13 protein-coding genes and 1 pseudogene are annotated in these 21,829 nt (G+C 71.4%); 8 read left to right on the forward strand and 6 right to left on the reverse strand.

Annotated features, from left to right (window positions below; translation table 11 throughout):
* The first annotated feature begins 18 nt into the window (after positions 1-18).
* The 3 genes from malQ (at position 19) to ACIGXW_RS20300 (ending at position 3,570) form a co-directional block, all read left to right on the forward strand.
* Positions 19-2,103 (forward strand): 4-alpha-glucanotransferase, encoded by a 2,085-nt coding sequence (gene malQ, locus ACIGXW_RS20290; protein ID WP_399574281.1) that lies wholly within the window; start codon positions 19-21, stop codon positions 2,101-2,103.
* Positions 2,104-2,159: 56 nt separating this feature from the next.
* Complete coding sequence (locus ACIGXW_RS20295) at positions 2,160-2,432, forward strand: hypothetical protein (RefSeq protein ID WP_399574282.1); 273 nt, start codon at positions 2,160-2,162, stop codon at positions 2,430-2,432.
* 166 nt (positions 2,433-2,598) lie between these two features.
* Positions 2,599-3,570 (forward strand): acyl-ACP desaturase, encoded by a 972-nt coding sequence (locus ACIGXW_RS20300; RefSeq protein ID WP_399574283.1) that lies wholly within the window; start codon positions 2,599-2,601, stop codon positions 3,568-3,570.
* A 69-nt stretch (positions 3,571-3,639) separates the two neighbouring features.
* Here ACIGXW_RS20300 and pepN (ACIGXW_RS20305) read toward each other — a convergent pair whose 3' ends face one another.
* Positions 3,640-6,210, reverse strand: a complete 2,571-nt coding sequence (pepN, locus tag ACIGXW_RS20305; RefSeq protein ID WP_399574284.1) for an aminopeptidase N — start codon at positions 6,208-6,210, stop codon at positions 3,640-3,642.
* A 226-nt stretch (positions 6,211-6,436) separates the two neighbouring features.
* On the opposite strand from pepN (ACIGXW_RS20305), the gene ACIGXW_RS20310 reads away from it, so the two are divergent.
* The gene (locus tag ACIGXW_RS20310; RefSeq protein ID WP_399574285.1) at positions 6,437-7,078 is read left to right on the forward strand and encodes a superoxide dismutase; all 642 of its coding nucleotides are present in this window, start codon (positions 6,437-6,439) and stop codon (positions 7,076-7,078) included.
* 114 nt (positions 7,079-7,192) lie between these two features.
* Here ACIGXW_RS20310 and ACIGXW_RS20315 read toward each other — a convergent pair whose 3' ends face one another.
* Together ACIGXW_RS20315 and ACIGXW_RS20320 are read right to left on the reverse strand one after the other, a co-directional pair.
* Positions 7,193-7,819: a hypothetical protein gene (locus tag ACIGXW_RS20315; RefSeq protein WP_399574286.1), complete on the reverse strand. Its 627-nt coding sequence runs from the start codon at positions 7,817-7,819 to the stop codon at positions 7,193-7,195.
* Between the two features lie 64 nt (positions 7,820-7,883).
* On the reverse strand, positions 7,884-8,519 hold the full coding sequence (locus ACIGXW_RS20320) for a disulfide bond formation protein DsbA (protein ID WP_399574287.1): 636 nt from the start codon (positions 8,517-8,519) through the stop codon (positions 7,884-7,886).
* 102 nt (positions 8,520-8,621) lie between these two features.
* Here ACIGXW_RS20320 and pepN (ACIGXW_RS20325) point away from each other — a divergent pair, with 102 nt between their 5' ends.
* Positions 8,622-11,225: an aminopeptidase N gene (gene pepN / locus ACIGXW_RS20325; RefSeq protein ID WP_399574288.1), complete on the forward strand. Its 2,604-nt coding sequence runs from the start codon at positions 8,622-8,624 to the stop codon at positions 11,223-11,225.
* Between the two features lie 156 nt (positions 11,226-11,381).
* A complete protein-coding gene (locus ACIGXW_RS20330) occupies positions 11,382-12,428 on the forward strand; it encodes a hypothetical protein (protein ID WP_360909820.1) in 1,047 nt (348 codons plus the stop codon).
* Between the two features lie 28 nt (positions 12,429-12,456).
* Here the strand turns inward: ACIGXW_RS20330 and ACIGXW_RS20335 are convergent, their stop codons facing one another.
* Entirely contained in the window at positions 12,457-14,190 is a 1,734-nt protein-coding gene (locus tag ACIGXW_RS20335; protein WP_399574289.1) for a TIGR03767 family metallophosphoesterase, read from the reverse strand.
* 499 nt (positions 14,191-14,689) lie between these two features.
* Here ACIGXW_RS20335 and ACIGXW_RS20340 point away from each other — a divergent pair.
* Positions 14,690-17,359 (forward strand): annotated as a pseudogene (locus tag ACIGXW_RS20340) (S8 family serine peptidase); the annotation flags it as partial.
* 169 nt (positions 17,360-17,528) lie between these two features.
* Entirely contained in the window at positions 17,529-18,557 is a 1,029-nt protein-coding gene (locus ACIGXW_RS20345) for an aspartate-semialdehyde dehydrogenase (RefSeq protein WP_399574290.1), read from the forward strand.
* Positions 18,558-18,654: 97 nt separating this feature from the next.
* On the opposite strand, the gene ACIGXW_RS20350 is transcribed toward ACIGXW_RS20345, so the two are convergent.
* Both ACIGXW_RS20350 and ACIGXW_RS20355 read right to left on the reverse strand, forming a co-directional pair.
* Positions 18,655-20,106: an amino acid permease gene (locus ACIGXW_RS20350; RefSeq protein WP_399574292.1), complete on the reverse strand. Its 1,452-nt coding sequence runs from the start codon at positions 20,104-20,106 to the stop codon at positions 18,655-18,657.
* A gap of 188 nt (positions 20,107-20,294) precedes the next feature.
* Positions 20,295-21,692 carry an amino acid permease gene (locus tag ACIGXW_RS20355; RefSeq protein WP_399574293.1) on the reverse strand — a complete coding sequence of 466 codons (1,398 nt, stop codon included), beginning with the start codon at positions 21,690-21,692 and terminating at the stop codon, positions 20,295-20,297.
* Positions 21,693-21,829 lie beyond the last annotated feature (137 nt).

Here is a 21,829-nt window from a genome sequence, read left to right on the forward strand (position 1 = left end):
GCGACCGCGGAGGTATCGATGGGCAGAGCGCGCCTTGCCGAGCTGCACGGTGTCGCCACCTCCTACGAGCCCGCGCCGGGGCAGACCGTGCGGGTGCCCGAGGACACCGTGGTCGCGGTCCTCGCCGCGCTGGGCGTCGACGCCTCCACCCCCCGGGCCGTGCGGGACGCCCTCGACGCCCACGCCACGGCCGCGCGGGGGCGGTTGCTGCCGGCGACGGTGGTGCTGCGCGAGGGCTCCGGGCGCACCCTGCCCGAGCTCCCCGAGGGCACGCAGCTGCGCGTCGACACCGAGGACGGCCGCACCCTGCGCTGGAGCGCCGGGCAGGGGACCGGTGCCGAGCCGCTCCCGCCGGGCAGCCACGTCCTGCGCGCCCAGGCCCCCGACGGGCGGTCCTCCGCCTCGCCCCTGATCGTCGCGCCCGGCCGGCTCCCCGCGCCCCCCGCACGCGGCCACGGCTTCCTCGTGCAGCTCTACTCCCTGCTGTCCGCCCGCTCCTGGGGCATGGGCGACCTCGCCGACCTCGCCGAGTTCGCCGCCTGGTCGGGCCGCACCTTCGGCTCGGACTTCGTCCAGGTCAACCCCCTGCACGCGGCGGTGCCCGGACCGCCCACCGACCCCTCGCCCTACCGCCCCTCCTCCCGGCGCTTCCCCGACCCGGTCCACCTGCGGGTCGAGGAGATCCCCGAGTTCGCCTACCTCACCGGGGCCGCGCGCGCCCGGGCCGACGAGCTCCTGGCGGGCGCCGCCGCGCTGCGCGAGGCCGTGCTGCGCCGAGGCGAGCTGATCGACCGCGACGCGGTCTGGGACCTCAAGCGCCGGGCCCTGGAGCTGGTGCGGGCCGTGCCGCAGAGCCCCGGCCGCCGGGCGGCCTACGACGACTTCCTCGCCGGACAGGGCCAGGCGCTCGACGACCACTCCACCTGGTGCGCGCTGGCCGAGGTGCACGGCCCGGACTGGCGGGCCTGGCCCGCGGGCCTGCGGGACCCGCGCTCGGCGCGCACCGCCCGCGCCCGCGGCGAGCTGCTGGAGCGGGTCGACTTCCACTGCTGGCTGGCCTGGCTCACCGACGGGCAGCTGGCCGCGGCCCAGCGCGCGGCCCGCGACGCCGGCATGTGCGTCGGCCTCGTCCACGACCTGGCCGTCGGAGTCCACCCTTCGGGTGCCGACGCCTGGGCCCAGCAGGACGCCTTCGCCGCCGGCATGTCGATCGGCGCCCCGCCCGACGCCTTCAACGCCCGGGGCCAGGACTGGGGCCTGCCGCCCTGGCGCCCCGACGCCCTCGCGGCCACCGGCTACGCCCCGTACCGCGAGCTGCTGCGCGGGCTGCTGCGGCACGCGGGAGCGCTGCGGATCGACCATGTGATGGGGCTGTTCCGGCTGTGGTGGGTGCCGCAGGGCTACGAGCCCCGGCGCGGGGCCTACGTGCGCTACGACGCCGAGGCCATGCTCGGCGTGCTGGCCCTGGAGGCGCACCGCGCGGGCGCCGCCGTCATAGGCGAGGACCTGGGCACGGTCGAGCCCGGTGTGCGCGAGACGCTGGCCGAGCGCGGGGTGCTCGGCACCTCGGTGCTGTGGTTCGAGCGTGATTACGAGGCCGGGGGAGCCGGCGACGCGCACCCGGAGCCATTGGAGCCCGGGCGCTGGCGCTCCGGCTGCCTGGCCACCGCCACGACCCACGACCTGCCGAGCACCGCGGCCCGGCTCACCGGCGACCACGTCGAGCTGCGGCACCGGCTGGGGCTGCTCACCCGCCCGCTGGAGGAGGAGCAGCGCGAGGACGCCATGGGGGTCGCCCAGTGGCTGGCCCTCTTCGGCCGGCTGGGGCTGCTCCCGGAGGGGCCGGGCGACGAGGAGGCGGCGATCAAGGCCGTGCACCGCTTCCTGCTGCGTACGCCCGCCGCGATGGTCGGCATCTGGCTGCCGGACGCGGTGGGGGACCGGCGGCCCCAGAACCTGCCGGGCACCTGGGACCAGTACCCGAACTGGCGGCTGCCCGTCGCCGACGCCTCGGGCCGTCCCCTGTCGCTGGAGGAGCTGGCGGCCTCGCCCCGGCTGCACGCGCTGATGGAGGAGGTCAGGGCGGCGGGCGGGCGGCGTTGACGCGGATAGGCCACCCCGGGCGCGCGGGCCCGGCGGGTGTCCGATACGTTGAGGCCGTGAGCAATAAGGTCAACAAGAACGCCGTGCGTGCCGGTGCCATCTCCGCAGGCACGCTGCTGATGCTGCTGATGTCGTCCCCCGCGTTCGCGCTCACCCGCGACGACGGTGACGACCCGGGCCCCGGCCTGAGCGCGATCAACACGATCGGTCTCTACGTGGTCGCGCCGATCGTCCTCTTCCTGGTGATCACGGGCCTGACCATGGTCCTCGCCAAGAACTCCGACAACAAGCGCACGCACGACACGCACTACCCGCGCACCGCGCGCTGATGCCGCTCGTCTGACCGCAGGCCCCCAAAAGCCGACACCTTCGGGTGTCGGCTTTTTTGCTGCTCATTTCCGTGTACGGGCCACCGGCTTTGGCGTTTGTCCCACCATTAACCTACGGTGTCGTAACCTACGGAGCCGTAGGTAATGATCGTTCCAGGAGCTGCCCGTGACCATCGCCCCCTCCCACGCCGGCCAGGCCGCATGGAGCGACAGTCGCCTGCTGTACGCACTCGAAGAGGTCGTCGAGACCGAGCTGAACCGGCACCTGAAGGTGGCCAAGGAATGGATGCCGCACGAGTACGTGCCGTGGAGCGACGGCCGTAACTTCGACGGCGTCATGGGCGGCGAGCCCTGGGCCCCCGAGCAGTCGAAGGTCACGGACATCGGGCGCACCGCCCTCATCGTCAACCTGCTGACCGAGGACAACCTCCCCAGCTACCACCACGAGATCGCCACTCTCTTCGGCCGCGACGGCGCCTGGGGGACGTGGGTGCACCGCTGGACCGCCGAGGAGGGCCGGCACGGCATCGTGATGCGGGACTACCTGCTCACCTCGCGCGCTGTGGACCCGGTCGCCCTGGAGCGGTTCCGCATGCAGCACATGTCGGAGGGGTTCGAGTCCGACAACCGGCACAGCATGCTGCACTCGGTGGCCTACGTCGCCTTCCAGGAGCTGGCCACCCGCATCTCGCACCGCAACACCGGTCACAACTCCGGTGACCCGGTCTGCGACCGCATGCTCGCCCGCATCGCCACGGACGAGAACCTGCACATGGTCTTCTACCGCAACCTGCTGGGGAAGGCCTTCGAGCTGGCGGCCGACCAGACGATGTGCGCCGTGCGCGACGTCGTGGTCGGCTTCCGGATGCCCGGCCACGGCATTCCCGGCTTCGAGCGGGCCGCCGCGCAGATGGCCATCGGCGGCATCTACAACCTGCGCATCCACCACGACGACGTGCTCCAGCCGGTGCTGCGCTTCCTGAAGGTCCTCGAGATCACGGGCCTGGGCCCGGACGGCCTGCGTGCCCAGGAGGAGCTGGGGATGTTCATGGGCGGCCTCGACGACCAGGCGAGGAAGTTCGACGAGAAGCGCGAGGCGCTGCTGGCCCGCCGACGGGCCCGGGCGGAGAAGGCCTGAAGCGCCTGAACGCCAAAAACGCCGAGGGCGCCCCGGACCGGATGGTCCGGGGCGCCCTCGTGCGTGGTCTCAGACGGCGGCGGCCGAGTCCGCCGCCTGTGCCTTCAGCGCACGCTCGACACCCGCACGGGACTCCGTGACCAGACGCCGCAGCGCCGCGTTCGGCTCGGCCGAGGCCAGCCAGGCGTCCGTGGCGTCCAGGGTGGCCTGGGAGACCTGCAGGGCAGGGTAGAGGCCGACCGCGATCTGCTGGGCCATCTCGTGGCTGCGCTTGGACCAGACGTCCTTGACCACCGCGAAGTACTTCTCGGCGTAGGGCGCGAGCAGCTCACGCTGGTCGGTCTGCTGGAAGCCGCTGATGACCGACTCCTGGACCGCGTTGGGCAGCTTGTCGGAGTCGATGACCGAGGCCCACGCCTCGGCCTTCGCCTCGGCCGTCGGCCGTGCGGCGCGCGCCCAGGCGGCGTGCTCCTCGCCCGCGGAGGTCTTGTCGCGCTCCAGCTCGGCGGCGATGGCCTTCTCGTCCGCGCGGCCCGTCGCGGCCAGCCGGCCGAGCAGGTCCCAGCGCAGCTCGGTGTCGATCTTCAGGCCCTCGATGGACTGGGTGCCGTCCAGCAGCGCGGCCAGGAGGTCGAGCTGCTCGCCGGTGCGGGCGGTGGCGGCGAAGGCGCGGGCCCAGGCCAGCTGGTGGTCGCTGCCCGGCTCGGCCGCGCGCAGGTGCTCCAGCGTGGCCTCGGTCCACTTCGCCAGACCGGTCTCGCGCCACGTGGGCGCCGCGTACAGGTCGATGGCGGTCTTCACCTGGCGCTGCAGCGACTGCACGACGCCGATGTCGGACTCCTTGGCGATGCCCGAGAGCACCAGGTCCAGGTAGTCGCGGGTGGCCAGCTCGCCGTCGCGGGTCATGTCCCAGGCGGAGGCCCAGCACAGGGCGCGCGGGAGGGACTCGGTGAAGTCGCCCAGGTGCTGGGTGACCGTCGCCAGGGACTCGGCGTCCAGGCGCACCTTGGCGTACGACAGGTCGTCGTCGTTGAGCAGCACGACCGCCGGGCGGGCCCGGCCGACCAGCTGCGGAACCTCCGTCAGCCCGCCGTCGACGTCCAGCTCGATACGGTCCTTGCGGACCAGCTTGCCGTTCTCGAGCTCGTACAGGCCGATCGCGATGCGGTGCGGGCGGAGCGTGGGCTCGCCCTTGGCGCCGGCGGGCAGCGCGGGGGCCTCCTGCTTGACGGCGAAGGCGGTGATGACGCCGGCGGCGTCCGTGGTGATCTCGGGCCGCAGGATGTTGATGCCGGCCGTCTCCAGCCACGCCTTCGACCAGGCCTTTAGGTCACGGCCGGAGGTCTTCTCCAGCGCGCCGAGCAGGTCGGACAGGCGGGTGTTGCCGAAGGCGTGGGCCTTGAAGTACGCCTGGACGCCGGTGAAGAACTCGTCCATGCCGACGTAGGCGACGAGCTGCTTGAGGACGGAGGCGCCCTTGGCGTACGTGATGCCGTCGAAGTTGACGAGCACGTCGTCCAGGTCGCGGATGTCCGCCATGATCGGGTGCGTGGAGGGCAGCTGGTCCTGCCGGTAGGCCCACGTCTTCATGGAGTTGGCGAACGTCGTCCACGAGTGGGGCCACTTGCTGCCGGGCGCGTACGCCTGGCAGGCGATGGAGGTGTAGGTGGCGAACGACTCGTTCAGCCACAGGTCGTTCCACCACTCCATGGTGACCAGGTCGCCGAACCACATGTGCGCCAGCTCGTGCAGGATGGTCTCCGCGCGGACCTCGTACGCGGCGTCCGTGACCTTCGAGCGGAAGACGTACTGGTCGCGGATGGTGACCGCGCCCGCGTTCTCCATCGCGCCCGCGTTGAACTCGGGCACGAACAGCTGGTCGTACTTGGCGAAGGGGTAGGCGTAGTCGAACTTCTCCTGGAACCAGTCGAAGCCCTGCCGCGTGACCTCGAAGATCGCGTCAGCGTCGAGGAACTCGGCCAGCGAGGGACGGCAGTAGATGCCCAGCGGGACGCTCTGCCCGTCCTTCTCGTAGGAGCTGTGCACCGCGTGGTACGGGCCGGCGATCAGCGCGGTGATGTACGTCGAGATGCGCGGCGTCGGCTCGAAGCGCCAGACGTTGTCGGCGGGGCGCTCGGGCGTCGGCGAGTTGGAGATGACCGTCCAGCCCTCGGGGGCCTTCACGGTGAACTGGAACGTCGCCTTCAGGTCGGGCTGCTCGAAGGAGGCGAAGACGCGGCGGGCGTCCGGCACCTCGAACTGGGTGTAGAGGTAGGCCTGGTCGTCGACCGGGTCCACGAACCGGTGCAGACCCTCGCCGGTGTTGGTGTACGCGCAGTCGGCGACGACCTTCAGCTCGTTGCGCCCCGCCACCAGGCCGGGCAGGGCGATGCGGCTGTCCGCGAAGACCTCGGCCGGGGTGAGCGCGGTCCCGTTCAGCACGACCTCGTGCACGGTCGGGGCCACCAGGTCGATGAACGACTCGCCCGCCTCGGCGGCGTCGAAGCGCACGGTGGTCACGGACCGGTAGGTGCCGCCCTCCTGCGCCCCGGAGAGGTCGAGGTCGATCTCGTACGCGTCCACGGCCAGCAGCCGCGCCCGCTGCTGCGCCTCTTCACGGGTCAGGTTCGTTCCGGGCACCGGGGCATCTCCTTAGCGTTCCGCAATGTCGCGACTTCCGGCCATCCTTCCACGCCGTCGCTGTGCGTGGCGGTTCGTACGCTGACGGCTGAGTGGGTCCTGATCTTCAGGACCGAGGCCGCCTCCGACTTTGGACCGAGGCGTACCCCCGTGACCGCTTTTCAGATGCACGTGCTGGTAGCGTTTACCTGCAAGTTAATTGCAATAAGCAGTCGGAGGGCTCGGCATGGCCATCTACACACTTCCCGAACTCCCGTACGATTACGCGGCTCTGCAGCCCGTCATCGACGCGAAGATCATTGAGCTGCACCACGACAAGCACCACGCGGCGTACGTCAAGGGCGCGAACGACACGCTCGAGCAGCTCGCCGAGGCCCGGGACAAGGACCAGTGGGGGGCCATCAACGGCCTCGAGAAGAGCCTGGCCTTCCACCTCTCCGGCCACATCCTGCACAGCATCTACTGGCAGAACATGACCGGCGACGGCGGCGGCGAGCCCCTCGACAAGGACGGCGTGGGCGAGCTCGCGGACGCCATCGCCGAGTCCTTCGGCTCCTTCGCCAAGTTCAAGGCGCAGCTGACCAAGGCCTCCGCCACCACACAGGGCTCCGGCTGGGGCGTGCTCGCCTACGAGCCGGTCAGCGGCCGCCTGATCGTCGAGCAGGTCTACGACCACCAGGGCAACGTGGGCCAGGGCTCCGTGCCGATCCTGGTCTTCGACGCCTGGGAGCACGCCTTCTACCTGCAGTACAAGAACCAGAAGGTCGACTTCATCGACGCCATGTGGGCCGTCGTCAACTGGCAGGACGTCAACAAGCGCTACCTCGCCGCCAAGGAAAAGGGCAGCTCCATCATCCTGGCGCCCTGATCCGACCCCGGACCGCCTGCTCGTGATCGTCTTCTCACCCTTCACGCGGCGGGCGAACGGAAGGGGCCCCCGCGCGTTCGGATCGCGCGGGGGCCCCTTCCCATTGTCCCCGTCTCAGGCGTGGCCGAAGGCCTCGCCCTTGACCGTGAACTCTCTCGCGAGCCCCGTCTCGTGCAGCCGGGCGAACGGAGTGAACGGCACTCCCAGCTCCGACCCGCCCCGGTCGAAGTTCCACGCCTTCTGCACGGCGAAGCGGTAGTCCACCGCCGTCCCGCCCTCCGCGTCCACCCGGACGGTGCCCGTCAGGCGGAACTCCGCGCAGCGCAGGGCCAGCCACCAGTCGGTGCTGACCCGGCGGGTGATCAGCACGTCGCGCCAGCCGCTGTCCGCCGGGTACGCGGCGGGAGCGTGCGGACCCGAGCGCCAGCGCTCGAGCGCCTCGGCGCGCCACCGCTCGAGCTGCTCCCCCGCGGCCGCGCGCACGGCCGGCAGGGCGAGCAGCTCCTCGGCGTCCACCCGGTACGCGGAGCCCGTGCCGCGCAGGTAGTGGCGGAGCATGCCCGCCGCCCGCCGCAGCCCCAGCAGTGCCCACACGAGCCGCAGCGCATGGCACAGTGCGAGCGTCAGCAGGTCGTACGGGCGTACCGGCAGCTCCGCGTGGGCCGCGTTGCCGCACGGCGGCTCGGCCTCGGCCCAGCCGCCGTCACGGCCGAGCGGCCGGGAGAGGTCGGTCTGGCCCATACCGGGACATTAATGGACCGTGCCCACGCCCGCAGGTCGACGCCGCCGGGCGAGCCGCGACCGGTCAGTCGAAGACCGGACCCTGCCGACGCGTCCGCTTGATCTCGTAGAAGCCGGGCGTGCCGGCCACCAGCAGGGTGCCGTCCCACAGGCGGGCCGCCGCCTCGCCCTTGGGGGCGGGGGTGACGACCGGGCCGAAGAAGGCGACCTCGGCGCCGTCCGGGCCGGGCACGGAGATGATCGGGGTGCCGACCTCCTCGCCGACCTTGTCTATGCCCTCCTTGTGGGAGACGCGCAGCTCGTGGTCGTGGGCGTCGGTGTCCGCGGCGTCCGCGAGGCGGGACGGCAGGCCGGCCTCCTCCAGCGCGGCCAGGATCGTGCCGCGGTCGCGCGGCAGACCCTCGTTGTGGAAGCGCCGGCCGATCGCGGTGTAGAGGCGGCCCAGCACCTCGTCGCCGAACTCCTTCGCGGCCGCGACGCACACCCGCACCGGGCCCCAGGCCTCGGTGCGCAGGAACTCCCGGTACTCCTCGGGCACCTGGTCGAGCTTGTCCTCGTTGAGCACGGCCAGGCTCATCACGTGCCAGCGCACGTCCACGGGCCGGACCTTCTCCACCTCCAGCATCCAGCGCGAGGTCAGCCAGGCCCAGGGGCAGGCGGGGTCGAACCAGAAGTCGGCGGTCACTCTCTCCGCGGTCACACGAATCTCCTCTGACGAGCTGGACAGTCAGTGATTCAACAAGCACCCCCCGTGCCATGATTCCTGGTATTCGAAACGAGACGAACACGAGGGAGCCGCGTCGTGCCCGGTGAGAACCTGACCCGTGAGGAGGCCCGGCAGCGGGCCCGCCTGCTGTCCGTGGACTCCTACGACGTGGCCCTCGACCTGCGCTCCGCGGTGGGCGCGGGCCCCGAGCCCCGCACGTTCCGGTCGGTGACCACCGTGCGCTTCCGCTGCTCCGAGCCGGGCGCCGCCACCTTCGCGGACCTCGTGGCCCCCGCTGTGACGTCGCTCACCCTCAACGGCCGGGAGCTGGACCCGAAGGCCGTCTTCGACGGCGCGCGGATCGCCCTGGAGGACCTCGCCGCCGAGAACGTCCTGACCGTGGACGCCCAGTGCGCGTACAGCCGCACCGGCGAGGGCATGCACCGCTTCGCCGACCCCGAGGACGGCGAGGTCTACCTCTACACCCAGTACGAACCCGCCGACGCCCGCCGCGTCTTCGCGAACTTCGAACAGCCCGACCTCAAGGCCCCCTTCACCTTCTCGGTCACCGCGCCCGCCTCCTGGACCGTGCTCAGCAACGGCGAACAGGACGGCGAGGAGGAGCCGGTGGCCTCCGACGCCGCCTCGGCCACCTGGCGGTTCGTCACCACCCGGCCCATCTCCACCTACATCACCGCCGTCGTCGCGGGCCCGTACCACGTCGTGCGCGACCACTACCGCCGCACGTTCGACGACGGCACGGTCCTGGAGATCCCGCTGGGCGCACTGTGCCGCAAGGGCCTGGCCCGCCACTTCGACGCCGACGACATCTTCACCGTCACCAAGCAGGGCCTGGACTTCTTCCACGACCACTTCGACTACCCGTACCCCTTCGGGAAGTACGACCAGGCGTTCGTGCCGGAGTACAACATCGGCGCCATGGAGAACCCGGGCTGCGTGACCTTCCGGGAGGAGTTCGTCTTCCGCGGCAAGGTGACGCAGGCGGCGTACGAGCGCCGCGCCAACGTGATCCTGCACGAGATGGCGCACATGTGGTTCGGCGACCTGGTGACCATGCAGTGGTGGGACGACCTGTGGCTCAAGGAGTCCTTCGCGGACTTCATGGGTGCCTTCTCGCTGGCCGAGGCGACCCGCTTCACCAATGCCTGGGTCACCTTCGCCAACAACCGCAAGTCCTGGGCCTACCGCGCCGACCAGCTGCCCTCCACGCACCCCGTCACGGCCGACATCCGCGACCTCGAGGACGCCAAGCTCAACTTCGACGGCATCACCTACGCCAAGGGCGCCTCGGTCCTCAAGCAGCTCGTCGCCTACGTCGGCCGCGACGCCTTCCTCGAGGGCGCCCGGCGCTACTTCAAGCGCCACGCCTACGGCAACACCCGCCTCAGCGACCTGCTGGAGGTGCTCGAGGAGACCTCGGGCCGGGACATGACCGCCTGGTCGCGGTCCTGGCTGCAGACGGCCGGCGTCAACTCGCTGACCCCGCTGGCCACCTACGACGCCGCCGACCGCATCACCGAGCTCGCCATCCTGCAGGAGGCGCCCGACACCCACCCCGAGCTGCGCCCGCACCGCGTGGCCGTGGGTCTGTACCGCCGGCGGGAGGCGGGCGGCGCGCTCGAGCGCTACGCCCGTGCCGAGGTCGACGTCACCGGCCCCCGCACGGTGGTCACGGAGCTGGCCGGCGCCGAGCGGCCCGAGCTGATCCTCGTCAACGACGAGGACCTCACGTACTGCAAGATCCGCTTCGACGAGGCCTCGCTGGACACCCTCCGGCAGCACCTGGGCGACCTCACCGACCCGCTCGCCCGCGCCCTGTGCTGGTCCGCCCTGTGGAACCTCACCCGCGACGGGCTGATGCCCACCCGCGACTACCTGGAGCTGGTGCGGCGCTTCGCGGGGGCCGAGAGCGACATCGGCGTACTGCAGATGGTGCAGGCCTGGGCCACCGGCGCGCTCGTGCACTACGCCGCCCCCGACCGGCGCGAGGAGGACGGCCGGCAGCTCGCCCAGAGCGCGCTGCGCGAGCTGCGACTCGCCGAGCCCGGCAGCGGCCACCAGCTGGCGTGGGCCCGGTTCTTCGCCCAGCTCGCCGCCGACGAAGGCGACCTGCAGCTGCTGCACGGGCTGCTGGACGGTGCCGCGAAGGTCGACGGCCTGGACGTGGACCAGGAGCTGCGCTGGGCCTTCCTGGGCACCCTCGCCGCCCGGGGCGCCGCCGACGAGTCGGCGCTGGCCGCCGAGCTCGCCCGGGACAACACCGCCTCCGGCCGGCGCCACCAGGTCCGCTGCCTGGCCGCCCGCCCGTCCGCCGAGGTCAAGGCCGCCGCCTGGGCCGCGGTCGTCGACTCCGACACGCTCTCCAACGCCCTCGCCGAGGCCACCATCGCGGGCTTCGACCAGCCGTCCCAGCGGGAGCTGCTGGCGCCGTTCGCCCCGCGCTACTTCGAGGTGATCGAGCGCGTGTGGCGGGAGCGGTCCATCGAGATCGCCATGGCGGTCGTCCGCGGCCTGTTCCCGATGCTGCAGGGCGACCGGCCGACGCTGGAGGCCACCGACGCCTGGCTGGCCGCGCACCAGGACGCCGCCCCCGCGCTGCGCCGGCTGGTGCTGGAGGCCCGCGACGACCTGGCGCGGGCCCTGCGCGCCCAGGCCTGCGACGCGGCCGCCGGGAGCTGAGGGACGCCGGGGGACGTCGAGGGAAGGTGCCGACAGGCCGGGGACACGGTTTCGGCACGTTTCAATTCCCCGGGTTTCAAAGCGGCGTTGTCCTGAATTGTCGACGGCCCCGTAACAGCGGTTAAGGGGCGGGCGGAGAGCGGGAATGGCGGGGGCATGAACCCCAACACCCCCCTCTCCCCACGCCCCCTGTACCACCTCTCCGATGTGCGTCACCGGGTCATGACGGCACGTCAGTTGAGGGAGCACGGCGTCACCGGGGCCGACGTCACCGAGCGCTGCCGACCCGGCGGGCCCTGGCGGCGGCTGCTGCCCGGGGTCTTCCTCCTCCACACCGGCCCCGCCACCAGCGAGGAGCGGCTGCACGCCGCCCTGATGTACACCCTCCCGCGGGCCCAGGTGCCCCGGCAGCCCGGCCCGTCCGCCGCGCGGGCCCCGGAGCCGGCCCCCTACGGCCATGCGATGATCACGGGCCCGGCCGCGCTCGCCCTGCACCGCTTCACCTGCGTGCCCTCGCTGCTCTCCCTGGACCACATCGACGTCCTGCTGCCCCGCACCCGCCGGCTGCGCTCGAACGGGTTCGTCAGGCTGGTACGGGCGCACACCGTGCCGCGCCCCCAGCTGCTGACGGGCGTGCCGGTCGCCCCGGCCGCCCGTGCGGTCGCCGACACCGTGGCGCAGCTGACCGACGCGCAGGCGGTGCGCGCTCTGCTGAGCGAGGCCGTGCGCGGCGGGCACGCCGAGGCGGCGGCGGTGGTGCGGGAGCTGACGCGGGCCCGGCTGCTGAGCCGGCCGCACGTGGTGGACGCCGTGGAGGCGCTGCTGGCGGAGGGCCGGTCCGTCGCCGAGGGCAGGCTGTACGACATGGTGCGCGAGCACGCGCTGCCCGCGCCGCTGTGGAACGTCGACCTGCGGCTGCCCGGCGGCCCGCACCTCGGGGGAGTGGACGCCTTCTGGCCCGACCACGCGGTGGCCCTGGAGATCGACGCGCGCTCGCCCCGGCCGGAGGAGGACCCGCTGTGGTCCGAGCACTCCCGCAAGCGCGAGCACCTGGAGCGGCTGGGCATCACGGTCGTGCGCGTCACGCCGAAGCGGCTGCGGGACGCCGAGGGCCTGGAGCAGCAGGCCGCGGTCGTCCGGACCGCCCTGGTGGCGTCGGCCGACCGCGAGCCCTGCGCGTACGTCGTCGTCCTGCCGAGGTGATCTTGTCCGGGCCGCCCGGCCGGAGCCGTCAGCGCCGGCTGAGCAGCAGCTCGGTGTTGCGGTCGGTCGGCGCGCCCGCGAGCGAGGTGTCCGAGCCCGGTGCGTTGAAGGCCAGCTCCCGGTAGAGGGAGGCGAGCCCGGTCTGGGAGAGGTCGTGGAAGTCGGTCCTGTAGGGCGCGGCCGACTCGATGAGCGTGGTGAACAGGGAGATCGTGCCGTCGTGGTTGTCGGTGATCTCGATGATCCGGGCGAGCTGCGGGTAGTCGACGTGCGAGGCGGTGGCGATCTCCCAGAAGCTGCCGCGGGGGCGGATGCGGTTGCGGTGGCTGTGGCCGTTGATCCAGGCCAGGACGTTGTTGTGGCGCTGGAGGAGGGCGAGCACCTCGTCGCCGCCGTGCCGTTTCTCGCCCGGGTGGGCGGGGTCGGGCGTCATGTTGTTCATGCTCCAGCTGGGGTGGTGGCTGAAGACCAGGGCGTACTGGTCCTTGTGCTCCTTCAGCGTCCGGTCCAGCCAGTCGAGTTGGGAGGTGCCCAGTGAGCCCTGGTAGTGGCCGCCGGGGTCCGTGGAGTCCATGCTGATGCCGATGACCTTGTCGGACACCTTGAAGGTGTAGTAGAGGGTGCCCGCGTCGAGGTTGGCGCGGGTGTAGCCGTGGCCGACGGGCCCGCGCCCGGTGTGCTGGGGGTCGAGGTGCGCGGCCACGTACTGGCGCGCGGTCAGCGGCACCCGGCGCGGGTCGGCGGTGATCGTGCGCATGTCCTTCTTGTGCGACTTGAGCATGGACTCTATGCGCTTGCCCTTGGGGTCGGCGCCGCCGACCTCGCCCTCCATCAGCCATTTGGCCTCGGCGGGCGGGATGTACTGCAGCTTGCGGTCGCCGACGCAGATCTCGGCGATGAAGGAGCCCGCCGCCGGGTAGCAGCCGCCGGAGAGCAGGTCGTGGTTGCCGAAGGTGGAGTACCAGGGGATGTTCAGACCGGGGCTGGTGACCCGCCGCAGGGCGGCGTCGAGGTAGCCGTCGATCCGGGGGTAGCCGGCCTGTTTGTCCTGGTCGCGCAGGGCGCTCTCGGGGTGCCAGTACTGCTTGAGGCCGCTGTTCTGCACGCCCTCGTAGTGGCGCGGGTCGCCGGTGTTGGGGGTCAGCCGGCCGCCGCTGAGGGCGGTCAGGAACCACTCGACCTCGATCTTGGCGTTCTCGTCGCCGTTGTCGCCGGTGGTGACGACGAAGCCGAACGGGGCGCCGGTGGCCGGCCCCCGGCGCACCTTGTTGACGCGCTCGACCAGGGAGACCACGCCCGGCAGCGTCAGCGCCTCGTGCGGCCGCCAGCCCCCCACGTCCCCGGCGCGGAAGAACTCGTACCGCAGCGGGTGCTGCACGTCCGTCAGATGCAGGTCGGTGAACTGCACGAAGGAGGCCAGCGTGGTCCGCCGGTCCTCGCGGCCGTTCTGCGCCTGGGCCAGCTCGGCCCGTACGACCCTGGGCCAGCCGGGGCCGTCGCCGAGCCGCCGGTAGCCGCTGCTGCCGCGCGGGGCGGCGACGGAGGCGAGGGTGGTGCCGGCATCCGTGGGCGCCCCGGCTGCGGGGGCCGCCGCGGTGCCGGCGGCCGGGGCCGGGGTGGGGTCGCCGGGTGTGGCCGAGGCCGGTCCGTCCGTGCCCACGCCGAGGCCCAGCCCGGTGGCCGTGGTGACGGCTCCCGCGGCGGCCAGGAACGTACGGCGGTCGAGGTGCGAGGCTGCGGTTCTGCGGGATCTGCGGTGCATGGCGGTCTCCCCGAGTGCGAACGCGAAGGCTGGCGGTCTGGCGGGCGGTCGGCGCTTGCGGTCAGTGAGGAGCGTTGACAGCGCGAGTGACCTGGGCGTGAACCAGGCCGCAACGGTCGCCGCCGATCCCCTCACATCGATCTTGGCTACTGCGAACTGACATACACCACTCGTCCCCTGGAGTGCTGACGCTCACTCAGCGTTCACCCTCGAGGGGAACGCTCTCGCCGGTCATGGGCCGGTCCTTTAGTCCGTTTGTCCTACAGGCGCTGAGCTGCGCTGATGCCCTGACCGCTTCACGGCCTCCGTCCCGCTTCATCCCGCGTGGCGTGTGGCGGGTTTACGCCATCTTTATGTTCTCGCCCGGGCAACTCTCCCCAAACCCCCGCCACTTCCATAAAAGTGATCGCTCACCCGGGTTCGATTTCCGGACGCCGTGTCGTCGTGCCTCCGGCCGTCCCCTTCGTTGTCCGTTCACCACCTCCAGCCAGGGATGCTCATGACCCCCACCCCCGATGTCCCGACCGCGCCGACCGGCGCGAGACGTGCGGCCCGAATAGCCGTCGCGGCCTCCGTCGTGGCCGCGCTCACCGCGGCGGGCGCCGCCCCCGCCCTCGCGGCGGACCCCACGCCGGCCCCCGGCCCGGTGAAGTCCGCCCCGGACAAGCTCGGTTCGCAGGACGCCGACCTGCTGGCGAAGGCCAAGGCGGACGGCGACCGGACCGTCACGATGATGATCGCCACGCAGCCCGGCCGGACCGGTGCGGTCGCCGGCAAGCTGGACGCGATCACGGGCGCCTCGGTGGGCCAGGCGTACGACAAGCTCGGCTACGTCCGGGTCACCGTCCCGACGGGCAAGGCCGACGCCGCCATCGACGAGGCGAAGAAGCTCGACGACGTCCACGGCATCGACCTCAAGCAGGAGATCAAGCTCCCGGACCCCAGCCCGCGCGCCGACGCCGCGCAGGGTGCGCCGAAGCTCGCCAAGGACCGGATCTACCCGGCTCCGGGGAAGAACACCCCGGCGAAGAACCCCTACCAGCCGGCCTTCGAGACCGGCGCCGTCGAGTTCACCGAGGACCACCCCAAGGCCGACGGCCGCGGCGTGACCATCGGCGTCCTGGACTCCGGCGTCGACCTCGCCCACCCCGCGCTGCAGAAGACCACCACGGGCGAGCGCAAGATCGTCGACTGGGTGACCGCCACCGACCCGCTCGTGGACCAGGACGGCACCTGGCTGCCGATGACCTCCGACGTCACGGGCCCGTCCTTCTCCTTCAACGGCCGCACCTACACCGCGGCCGCCACCGGCTCGTACCAGGTCGCCCTCTTCCGTGAGAGCGAGACCGCCGGCGGCGACATGAAGGGCGACCTCAACCGGGACGGCGACACCACCGACTCCTGGGCCGTCCTCTACGACAAGGCCAAGGGCACCGTCCGCGTCGACCTCGACGACGACGGCGACTTCGGCAACGACGCGGACATGAAGCCGTACAAGGACGGCTACCAGGTCGGCTACTTCGGCAAGGACAACCCGGACACCGCGATCGCCGAGCGCATCCCCTTCGTCGTGCAGATCCGCAAGGACGTGCCGATGGACCCCAAGGGCGGCGACTGGACCGGCAAGAAGGCCGACTTCGTCAACATCGGCGTCATCGAGTCCGAGCACGGCACCCACGTCGCGGGCATCACCGCGGCCAACGGCCTCTTCGGCGGGAAGATGAACGGCGCCGCCCCCGGCGCCAAGATCGTCTCCTCCCGCGCCTGCACCTGGACCGGCGGCTGCACCAACGTGGCGCTCACCGAGGGCATGATCGACCTCGTCGTGAACCGCGGCGTCGACATCGTCAACATGTCGATCGGCGGCCTGCCGGCGCTCAACGACGGCAACAACGCCCGCGCCGAGCTCTACACCCGCCTCATCGACACCTACGGCGTCCAGCTCGTGATCTCCGCCGGCAACAGCGGCCCGGGCCTGAACACCATCGGCGACCCGGCCCTGGCCGACAAGGTCGTCAGCGTCGGCGCCTCCGTCTCCAAGGAGACCTGGGCCGCCAACTACGGCTCCGAGGTCAAGACGGCGTACGCGATGATGCCCTTCTCCTCCCGCGGCCCGCGCGAGGACGGCGGCTTCACCCCGACGATCACCGCCCCCGGCGCATCGGTCAACACCACGCCGACCTGGGAGCCGGGCGCGCCCGTCAAGGAGGCCGGCTACGACCTCCCGCCCGGCTACGGCATGCTGCAGGGCACCTCGATGGCCTCCCCGCAGGCCACGGGCGCGATGGCGCTGCTGATCTCGGCCGCCAAGCAGAAGCACGTGAAGCTCGCCCCGGCCGACCTGCGCACGGCGCTGACCAGCACCGCCAAGAAGATCAAGGGCTTCCAGGCGTACGAGCAGGGCTCCGGCCTGATCGACATCGTCGAGGCCTGGGAGTCCCTGCGCGACGGCGCCACCGCCCACGAGTACGCCGTCAAGGCCCCCGTGGCGACCGCGCTCTCCTACCGGCTCAAGACCCCTGGCTTCGGCACGGGCCTCTACGACCGCGAGGGCGGCCTCAAGGCCGGCGAGACCCGTACGTACGACGTCGAGATCACCCGCACCTCCGGCCCGGACAAGCCGGTGTGGCACGAGCTCGAGTGGCGCAACAACGACGGCACCTTCAAGCTCGTCGGTGACAACGAGGTCAAGCTGCCGCTGAACAAGCCCGTGACGGTCAAGGTCAAGGCGAAGGCCAAGGCCGCCGGCATCCACAGCGCGATCCTCGCCGTCGACGACGACCGCACCGAGGGCATCGACAAGCAGATCATGACGACCGTGATCGTCGCCGAGCCGCTCACCTCGAACGTCTTCAAGGCGTCCGGCAAGGCCACCCGCAACGCGACCACGTCGTACTTCGTGACCGTGCCCAAGGGCACCAAGTCCCTGGACGTCGCGATGAGCGGCCTGGCCGAGGGCAGCCAGACCCGGTTCATCGCCATCAGCCCCTATGGCGTCCCGGCCGACAAGACCTCCACGGTCAACTGCTACCCGAACTACCCCAACCCGGACAACACCTGCCGTCCGGACCAGCGTTCCTACGCGAACCCGGTGCCGGGCGTGTGGGAGATCGAGGTCGAGTCCCGCCGCACCTCGCCGCTGCTCAGCAACCCTTACGAGCTGACGGTCACGGCGAAGCCGTAATCCCCGACGGGACGGGCGGGGCGGGCGCGAGCGCCCGCCCCGCTCCGTGTTCCGGCCTCGTCCGTACTTCGGACAATCGATTGGACTTTTGGGGCCCGCAGGACCCCATGATGGGAGTGTTCAGCCGCGCAACACGTACGTAGGGAGCCCTCTCGTGAGGATCGCAATCGTCGGAGCCACCGGTCAGGTCGGCGGAGTCATGCTCAAGATCCTCGCCGACCGCACATTCCCGGTCTCCGAGCTGCGCCTGTTCGCCTCGGCGCGCTCCGCCGGATCCACGCTCTCCTGGCAGGGCCGGGACGTCACCATCGAGGACGCCGCCACCGCCGACTACTCCGGCCTGGACATCGTGCTCTTCTCGGCCGGTGGCACCACGTCCAAGGCGCTGGCCGAGAAGGTCGCCGCACAGGGCGCCGTCGTGATCGACAATTCCTCCGCCTGGCGCCGTGACCCCGAGGTCCCGCTGGTCGTCTCCGAGGTCAACCCGCACGCGATCGCGAACCGCCCCAAGGGCATCATCGCCAACCCGAACTGCACGACCATGGCCGCCATGCCGGTCCTGAAGCCGCTGCACGCGGAGGCGGGCCTGACCGCCCTCGTCGCCACCACCTACCAGGCCGTCTCCGGCTCCGGCCTGGCCGGCGTCGCCGAGCTCTCGGGCCAGCTGGGCGCGGCCGGCGAGCGGGCCGCGGAGCTGACGCACGACGGCGAGGCCCTGGAGCTTCCCGCGCCCGGCGTCTACAAGCGCCCGATCGCCTTTAACGTGCTGCCGCTGGCCGGCGCGATCGTCGACGACGGCAGCTTCGAGACCGACGAGGAGCAGAAGCTCCGCCACGAGTCCCGCAAGATCCTGGAGATCCCGGACCTCAAGGTCTCCGGCACCTGTGTGCGCGTACCCGTCTTCTCCGGCCACTCGCTGCAGGTCAACGCCCGCTTCGAGCGTCCGGTCAGCGTGGAGCGCGCCTACGAGCTGCTGAAGGACGCGCCGGGCGTCGAGCTGTCCGAGATTCCCACCCCGCTGCAGGCGGCCGGCAAGGACGTCTCCTACGTGGGCCGCGTCCGCCTCGACGAGACCGTCGAGAACGGCCTGGCGCTCTTCCTCTCCAGCGACAACCTCCGCAAGGGCGCGGCGCTCAACGCCGTCCAGATCGCCGAGCTGGTCGCGGACGAGCTGCGCGGCTGACGCCGCCGCCCTTCCGGGACGTACGCGAAGGGGCCGGACACCGTGGCGGTGTCCGGCCCCTTCGTACGCGCTGTACGCGGCCCCTTCGCGGGCGGGCTCAGCCCTGGTGGGCCCTGCCCGCCAGGACGCGCTGGCGCACATAGCCGGCCAGCGCCAGGGCGCCGGTGAGGCCGGCCGTGAAGTACACCTGGATGCGGGTGTCGTCGTCGCGCAGCATCAGCGCCATGACACCGACGACGGCGGCCAGCGCCACCCACGTCAGGGCCGGGAAGAGCCACATCCGCACCACGAGCCGCTCCGGCGCCTCGCGCTCCAGCTGCCGCCGCATGCGCAGCTGGGTGACGGCGATGAAGCCCCACACCACGAGGATGGCGGCACCCGTCATGTACAGGAGCCACTTGAAGACGGTGTCCGGCCACCAGTAGCTGAGCAGCACCGCGAAGAAGCCGAAGGCGGAGGAGGCCAGGACGGTCAGCCGGGGCACGCCGTTGGTGACCTTGCCCAGGAACTTCGGGCCCTCGCCGCGCACGACCAGGGAGTGCGACATCCGGGAGGCGCCGTAGATGTTGGCGTTCATCGCGGAGAGCAGGGCGATCAACACGATGACGTTCATGATCTGACCGGCGGCCGGGATGTCGAGGTACTTCAGCACCGCGACGTAGGGGCCGTCGGTGGTGAGCGACTTGTCGTTCCACGGGATCACCGTGACGACGACGAGCATCGAGCCGACGTAGAAGAGCGCGATGCGCCACATCGCCGTGCGGACCGCCTTGGCGACGCCCTGGACCGGCTGCTCGGACTCGGCGGCGGCGATGGTGACCGTCTCCAGGCCGCCGTAGGCGAAGACGGAGGCCAGCAGGCCCACGACGAGGCCGTCGGTGCCGTTGGGCAGGAACCCGCCGTTGCCGGTGAGGTTGTCGGTGCCCGGGGCCTGCGTGCCCGGCAGCACGCCGAGGATGGCCAGGACGCCCAGCGCCAGGAAGATGCCGATCGCGGCGACCTTCAGGGTGGCGAACCAGAACTCGAACTCGCCGAAGTTGCCGACCGCCGCGAGGTTCGTCCCGCAGAAGACGGCCATGAAGATCAGGACCCACATCCACGACGGTGTGGAGGGGAACCAGGCGACCATGATGTGCGCCGCGCCGATCGCCTCCACGGCGATGCCCACGCACAGCTGCACCCAGAACATCCAGCCCGCGGTGAAGCCCGCCCAGGGGCCGACCGCCTTCTCCGCGTGCACGGAGAACGTGCCCGAGGCGGGGTTGGCGGCCGCCATCTCGCCCAGCATGCGCATCACGAGCATGACGAGCAGCCCGGAGACGACATAGGCGAGCACGATCGCCGGGCCGGCGGTGGCGATGCCGGCGCCGGAGCCGACGAAGAGGCCGGCGCCGATGACCCCGCCGAGCGCGATCATCGACAGATGGCGCTGCTTGAGGCCGTGCGACAGAGCGCCGTGCGACAGAGTGTCCGCGCCGCCCGGTGTGCCGTCCGGTGCCGCGCCGGCGACCTCCCGCTCGGAAGCGGAGGTCGTAGGTGTCCCAGTCATGGTCTAAGTCCCCGTGAGGTAAGAGCTTGAGAAGCCGAAAGGCCGAGAAGCTTTCTCAGAAAGTTGCCTCAGTGTGGGGGTCATGTTCGCTCAGAACAACACCTGTGACGCAGCTGTCCGATATTCAGACTTCGATGTAACCGCGGGTACCTGAAATATCGTCAGAACCGAGGCTTTTTCCGGGTGAACTATCGGGTCCGGCGCAGTCGCAGCTCGCGCAGCCCCGCCACGGCCAGCACCGCGCCGGTCGCCGCGGCGGACCACAGCAGCTGCGGCCGGGCCTCGTCGTCGGTCAGCATCAGGACCAGGATGCCCGCCATGCCGACCAGGGCAGCCCAGGTCAGATAGGGGAAGCACCACATGCGCAGGGTCAGCCGCTCGGGCATCTCCCGCTCGATGCGCGGCCGCAGCCGCAGCTGCGAGGCGGCGATGAGGCCCCAGACGAACAGGAGTACCGCGCCCACGGCGTTCAGCAGATAGTGGAAGATCGAATCCGGCCACTTGAGGTTGAGTATGACCGAGGCGAAGCCGAACGCGACCGATGCGAGCACCGCTCGCCGCGGCACGCCGCCGCCCGAGACCTTCAGCAGCGCACGCGGCGCCTCACCGCGCTCGGCCAGCGAGAAGACCATCCGGGACGAGCCGTAGAGGTTGGCGTTCAGCGCCGACAGCAGCGCCACGAAGACCACGATGTTCATGATCTGGCCGGCCGCCGGCACCCCGACGTGGTCCAGGACGGCCACGTACGGGCTCTGCCCCGGCTTCATCGACGACCAGGGGAGCAGGGTCACGATGACGAGCATCGAGCCCACGTAGAAGAAGAGGATGCGCCACACGGCGCTGCGCACCGCCCGGCCCACCGCACGCGCCGGGTCGTCGGACTCGGCGGCGGCGATCGTGACGACCTCCAGGCCGCCGAAGGCGAAGACGACGGCGAGCACGCCGGAGACCACACCGCTCCAGCCGTTGGGCAGGAACCCGCCCTGGCCGGTGAGGTTCGTCATCCCGACCGCGTCGGTGTCCGGCAGCAGCCCGAAGATCGCCAGCAGGCTCAGCCCGAGGAAGAGCACGATCGCGCCGACCTTCAGCGCGGCGAACCAGAACTCGAACTCACCGAAGTTCTTCACCGCCGCGAGATTCGCGGTCGTGAAGACCAGCATGAAGATCAGCACCCAGCCCCACTGCGGCACCGAGGGCGCCCAGCCGTGGGCGATCTGCGCGGCGCCCGTCGCCTCCACGGCGAGCACGACCACCAGCAGGAACCAGTACAGCCAGCCCACCGAGAACCCGGCCCAGCGGCCCAGGGCGCGCTCGGCGTGCACCGAGAAGGCGCCGGACGCCGGCATGGCCGCGGACAGCTCGCCGAGCATCCGCATCACCAGCATCGCGAGGGCGCCCGCGATCAGGTACGAGACGATGATTCCGGGGCCGGCCACCGCGATTCCGGCGCCCGAACCGACGAACAGGCCGGCGCCGATCACGCCGCCCAGGCCCAGCATCGTCAGATGCCGCTGCTTGAGCCCCGCGGCGAGCGGTTCCCTCTCTGCGCCGGCGAGGGGCTCGGCGTCAGGTCGTGCGTCGTGCATGGGGATCGTTCTCTCGGTCAGTGCGCCTGACGCGGGGGACACGCAGGAGCGGGGGGTGGGGTCCAGATTCCCCCGGCCGGGCGGCCGGAGCCAAGCGGACCGGGGTCTCTCGTGACGAGCATCACGTTTCCATGAGC

Origin of the sequence: Streptomyces sp. NPDC053079 (genome assembly GCF_044546695.1) — a bacterium.
Lineage (GTDB): Bacteria > Actinomycetota > Actinomycetes > Streptomycetales > Streptomycetaceae > Streptomyces.

Excerpts from the sequence above, each read along its gene's own strand:
- malQ (WP_399574281.1), top strand. The coding sequence starts at position 19 with ATGGGCAGAGCGCGCCTTGCCGAGCTGCACGGTGTCGCCACCTCCTAC.
- ACIGXW_RS20310 (WP_399574285.1), top strand. The coding sequence starts at position 6,437 with ATGGCCATCTACACACTTCCCGAACTCCCGTACGATTACGCGGCTCTG.
- ACIGXW_RS20315 (WP_399574286.1), bottom strand. The coding sequence starts at position 7,819 with ATGGGCCAGACCGACCTCTCCCGGCCGCTCGGCCGTGACGGCGGCTGG.
- ACIGXW_RS20330 (WP_360909820.1), top strand. The coding sequence starts at position 11,382 with ATGAACCCCAACACCCCCCTCTCCCCACGCCCCCTGTACCACCTCTCC.
- ACIGXW_RS20335 (WP_399574289.1), bottom strand. The coding sequence starts at position 14,190 with ATGCACCGCAGATCCCGCAGAACCGCAGCCTCGCACCTCGACCGCCGT.
- ACIGXW_RS20350 (WP_399574292.1), bottom strand. The coding sequence starts at position 20,106 with ATGACTGGGACACCTACGACCTCCGCTTCCGAGCGGGAGGTCGCCGGC.
- ACIGXW_RS20355 (WP_399574293.1), bottom strand. The coding sequence starts at position 21,692 with ATGCACGACGCACGACCTGACGCCGAGCCCCTCGCCGGCGCAGAGAGG.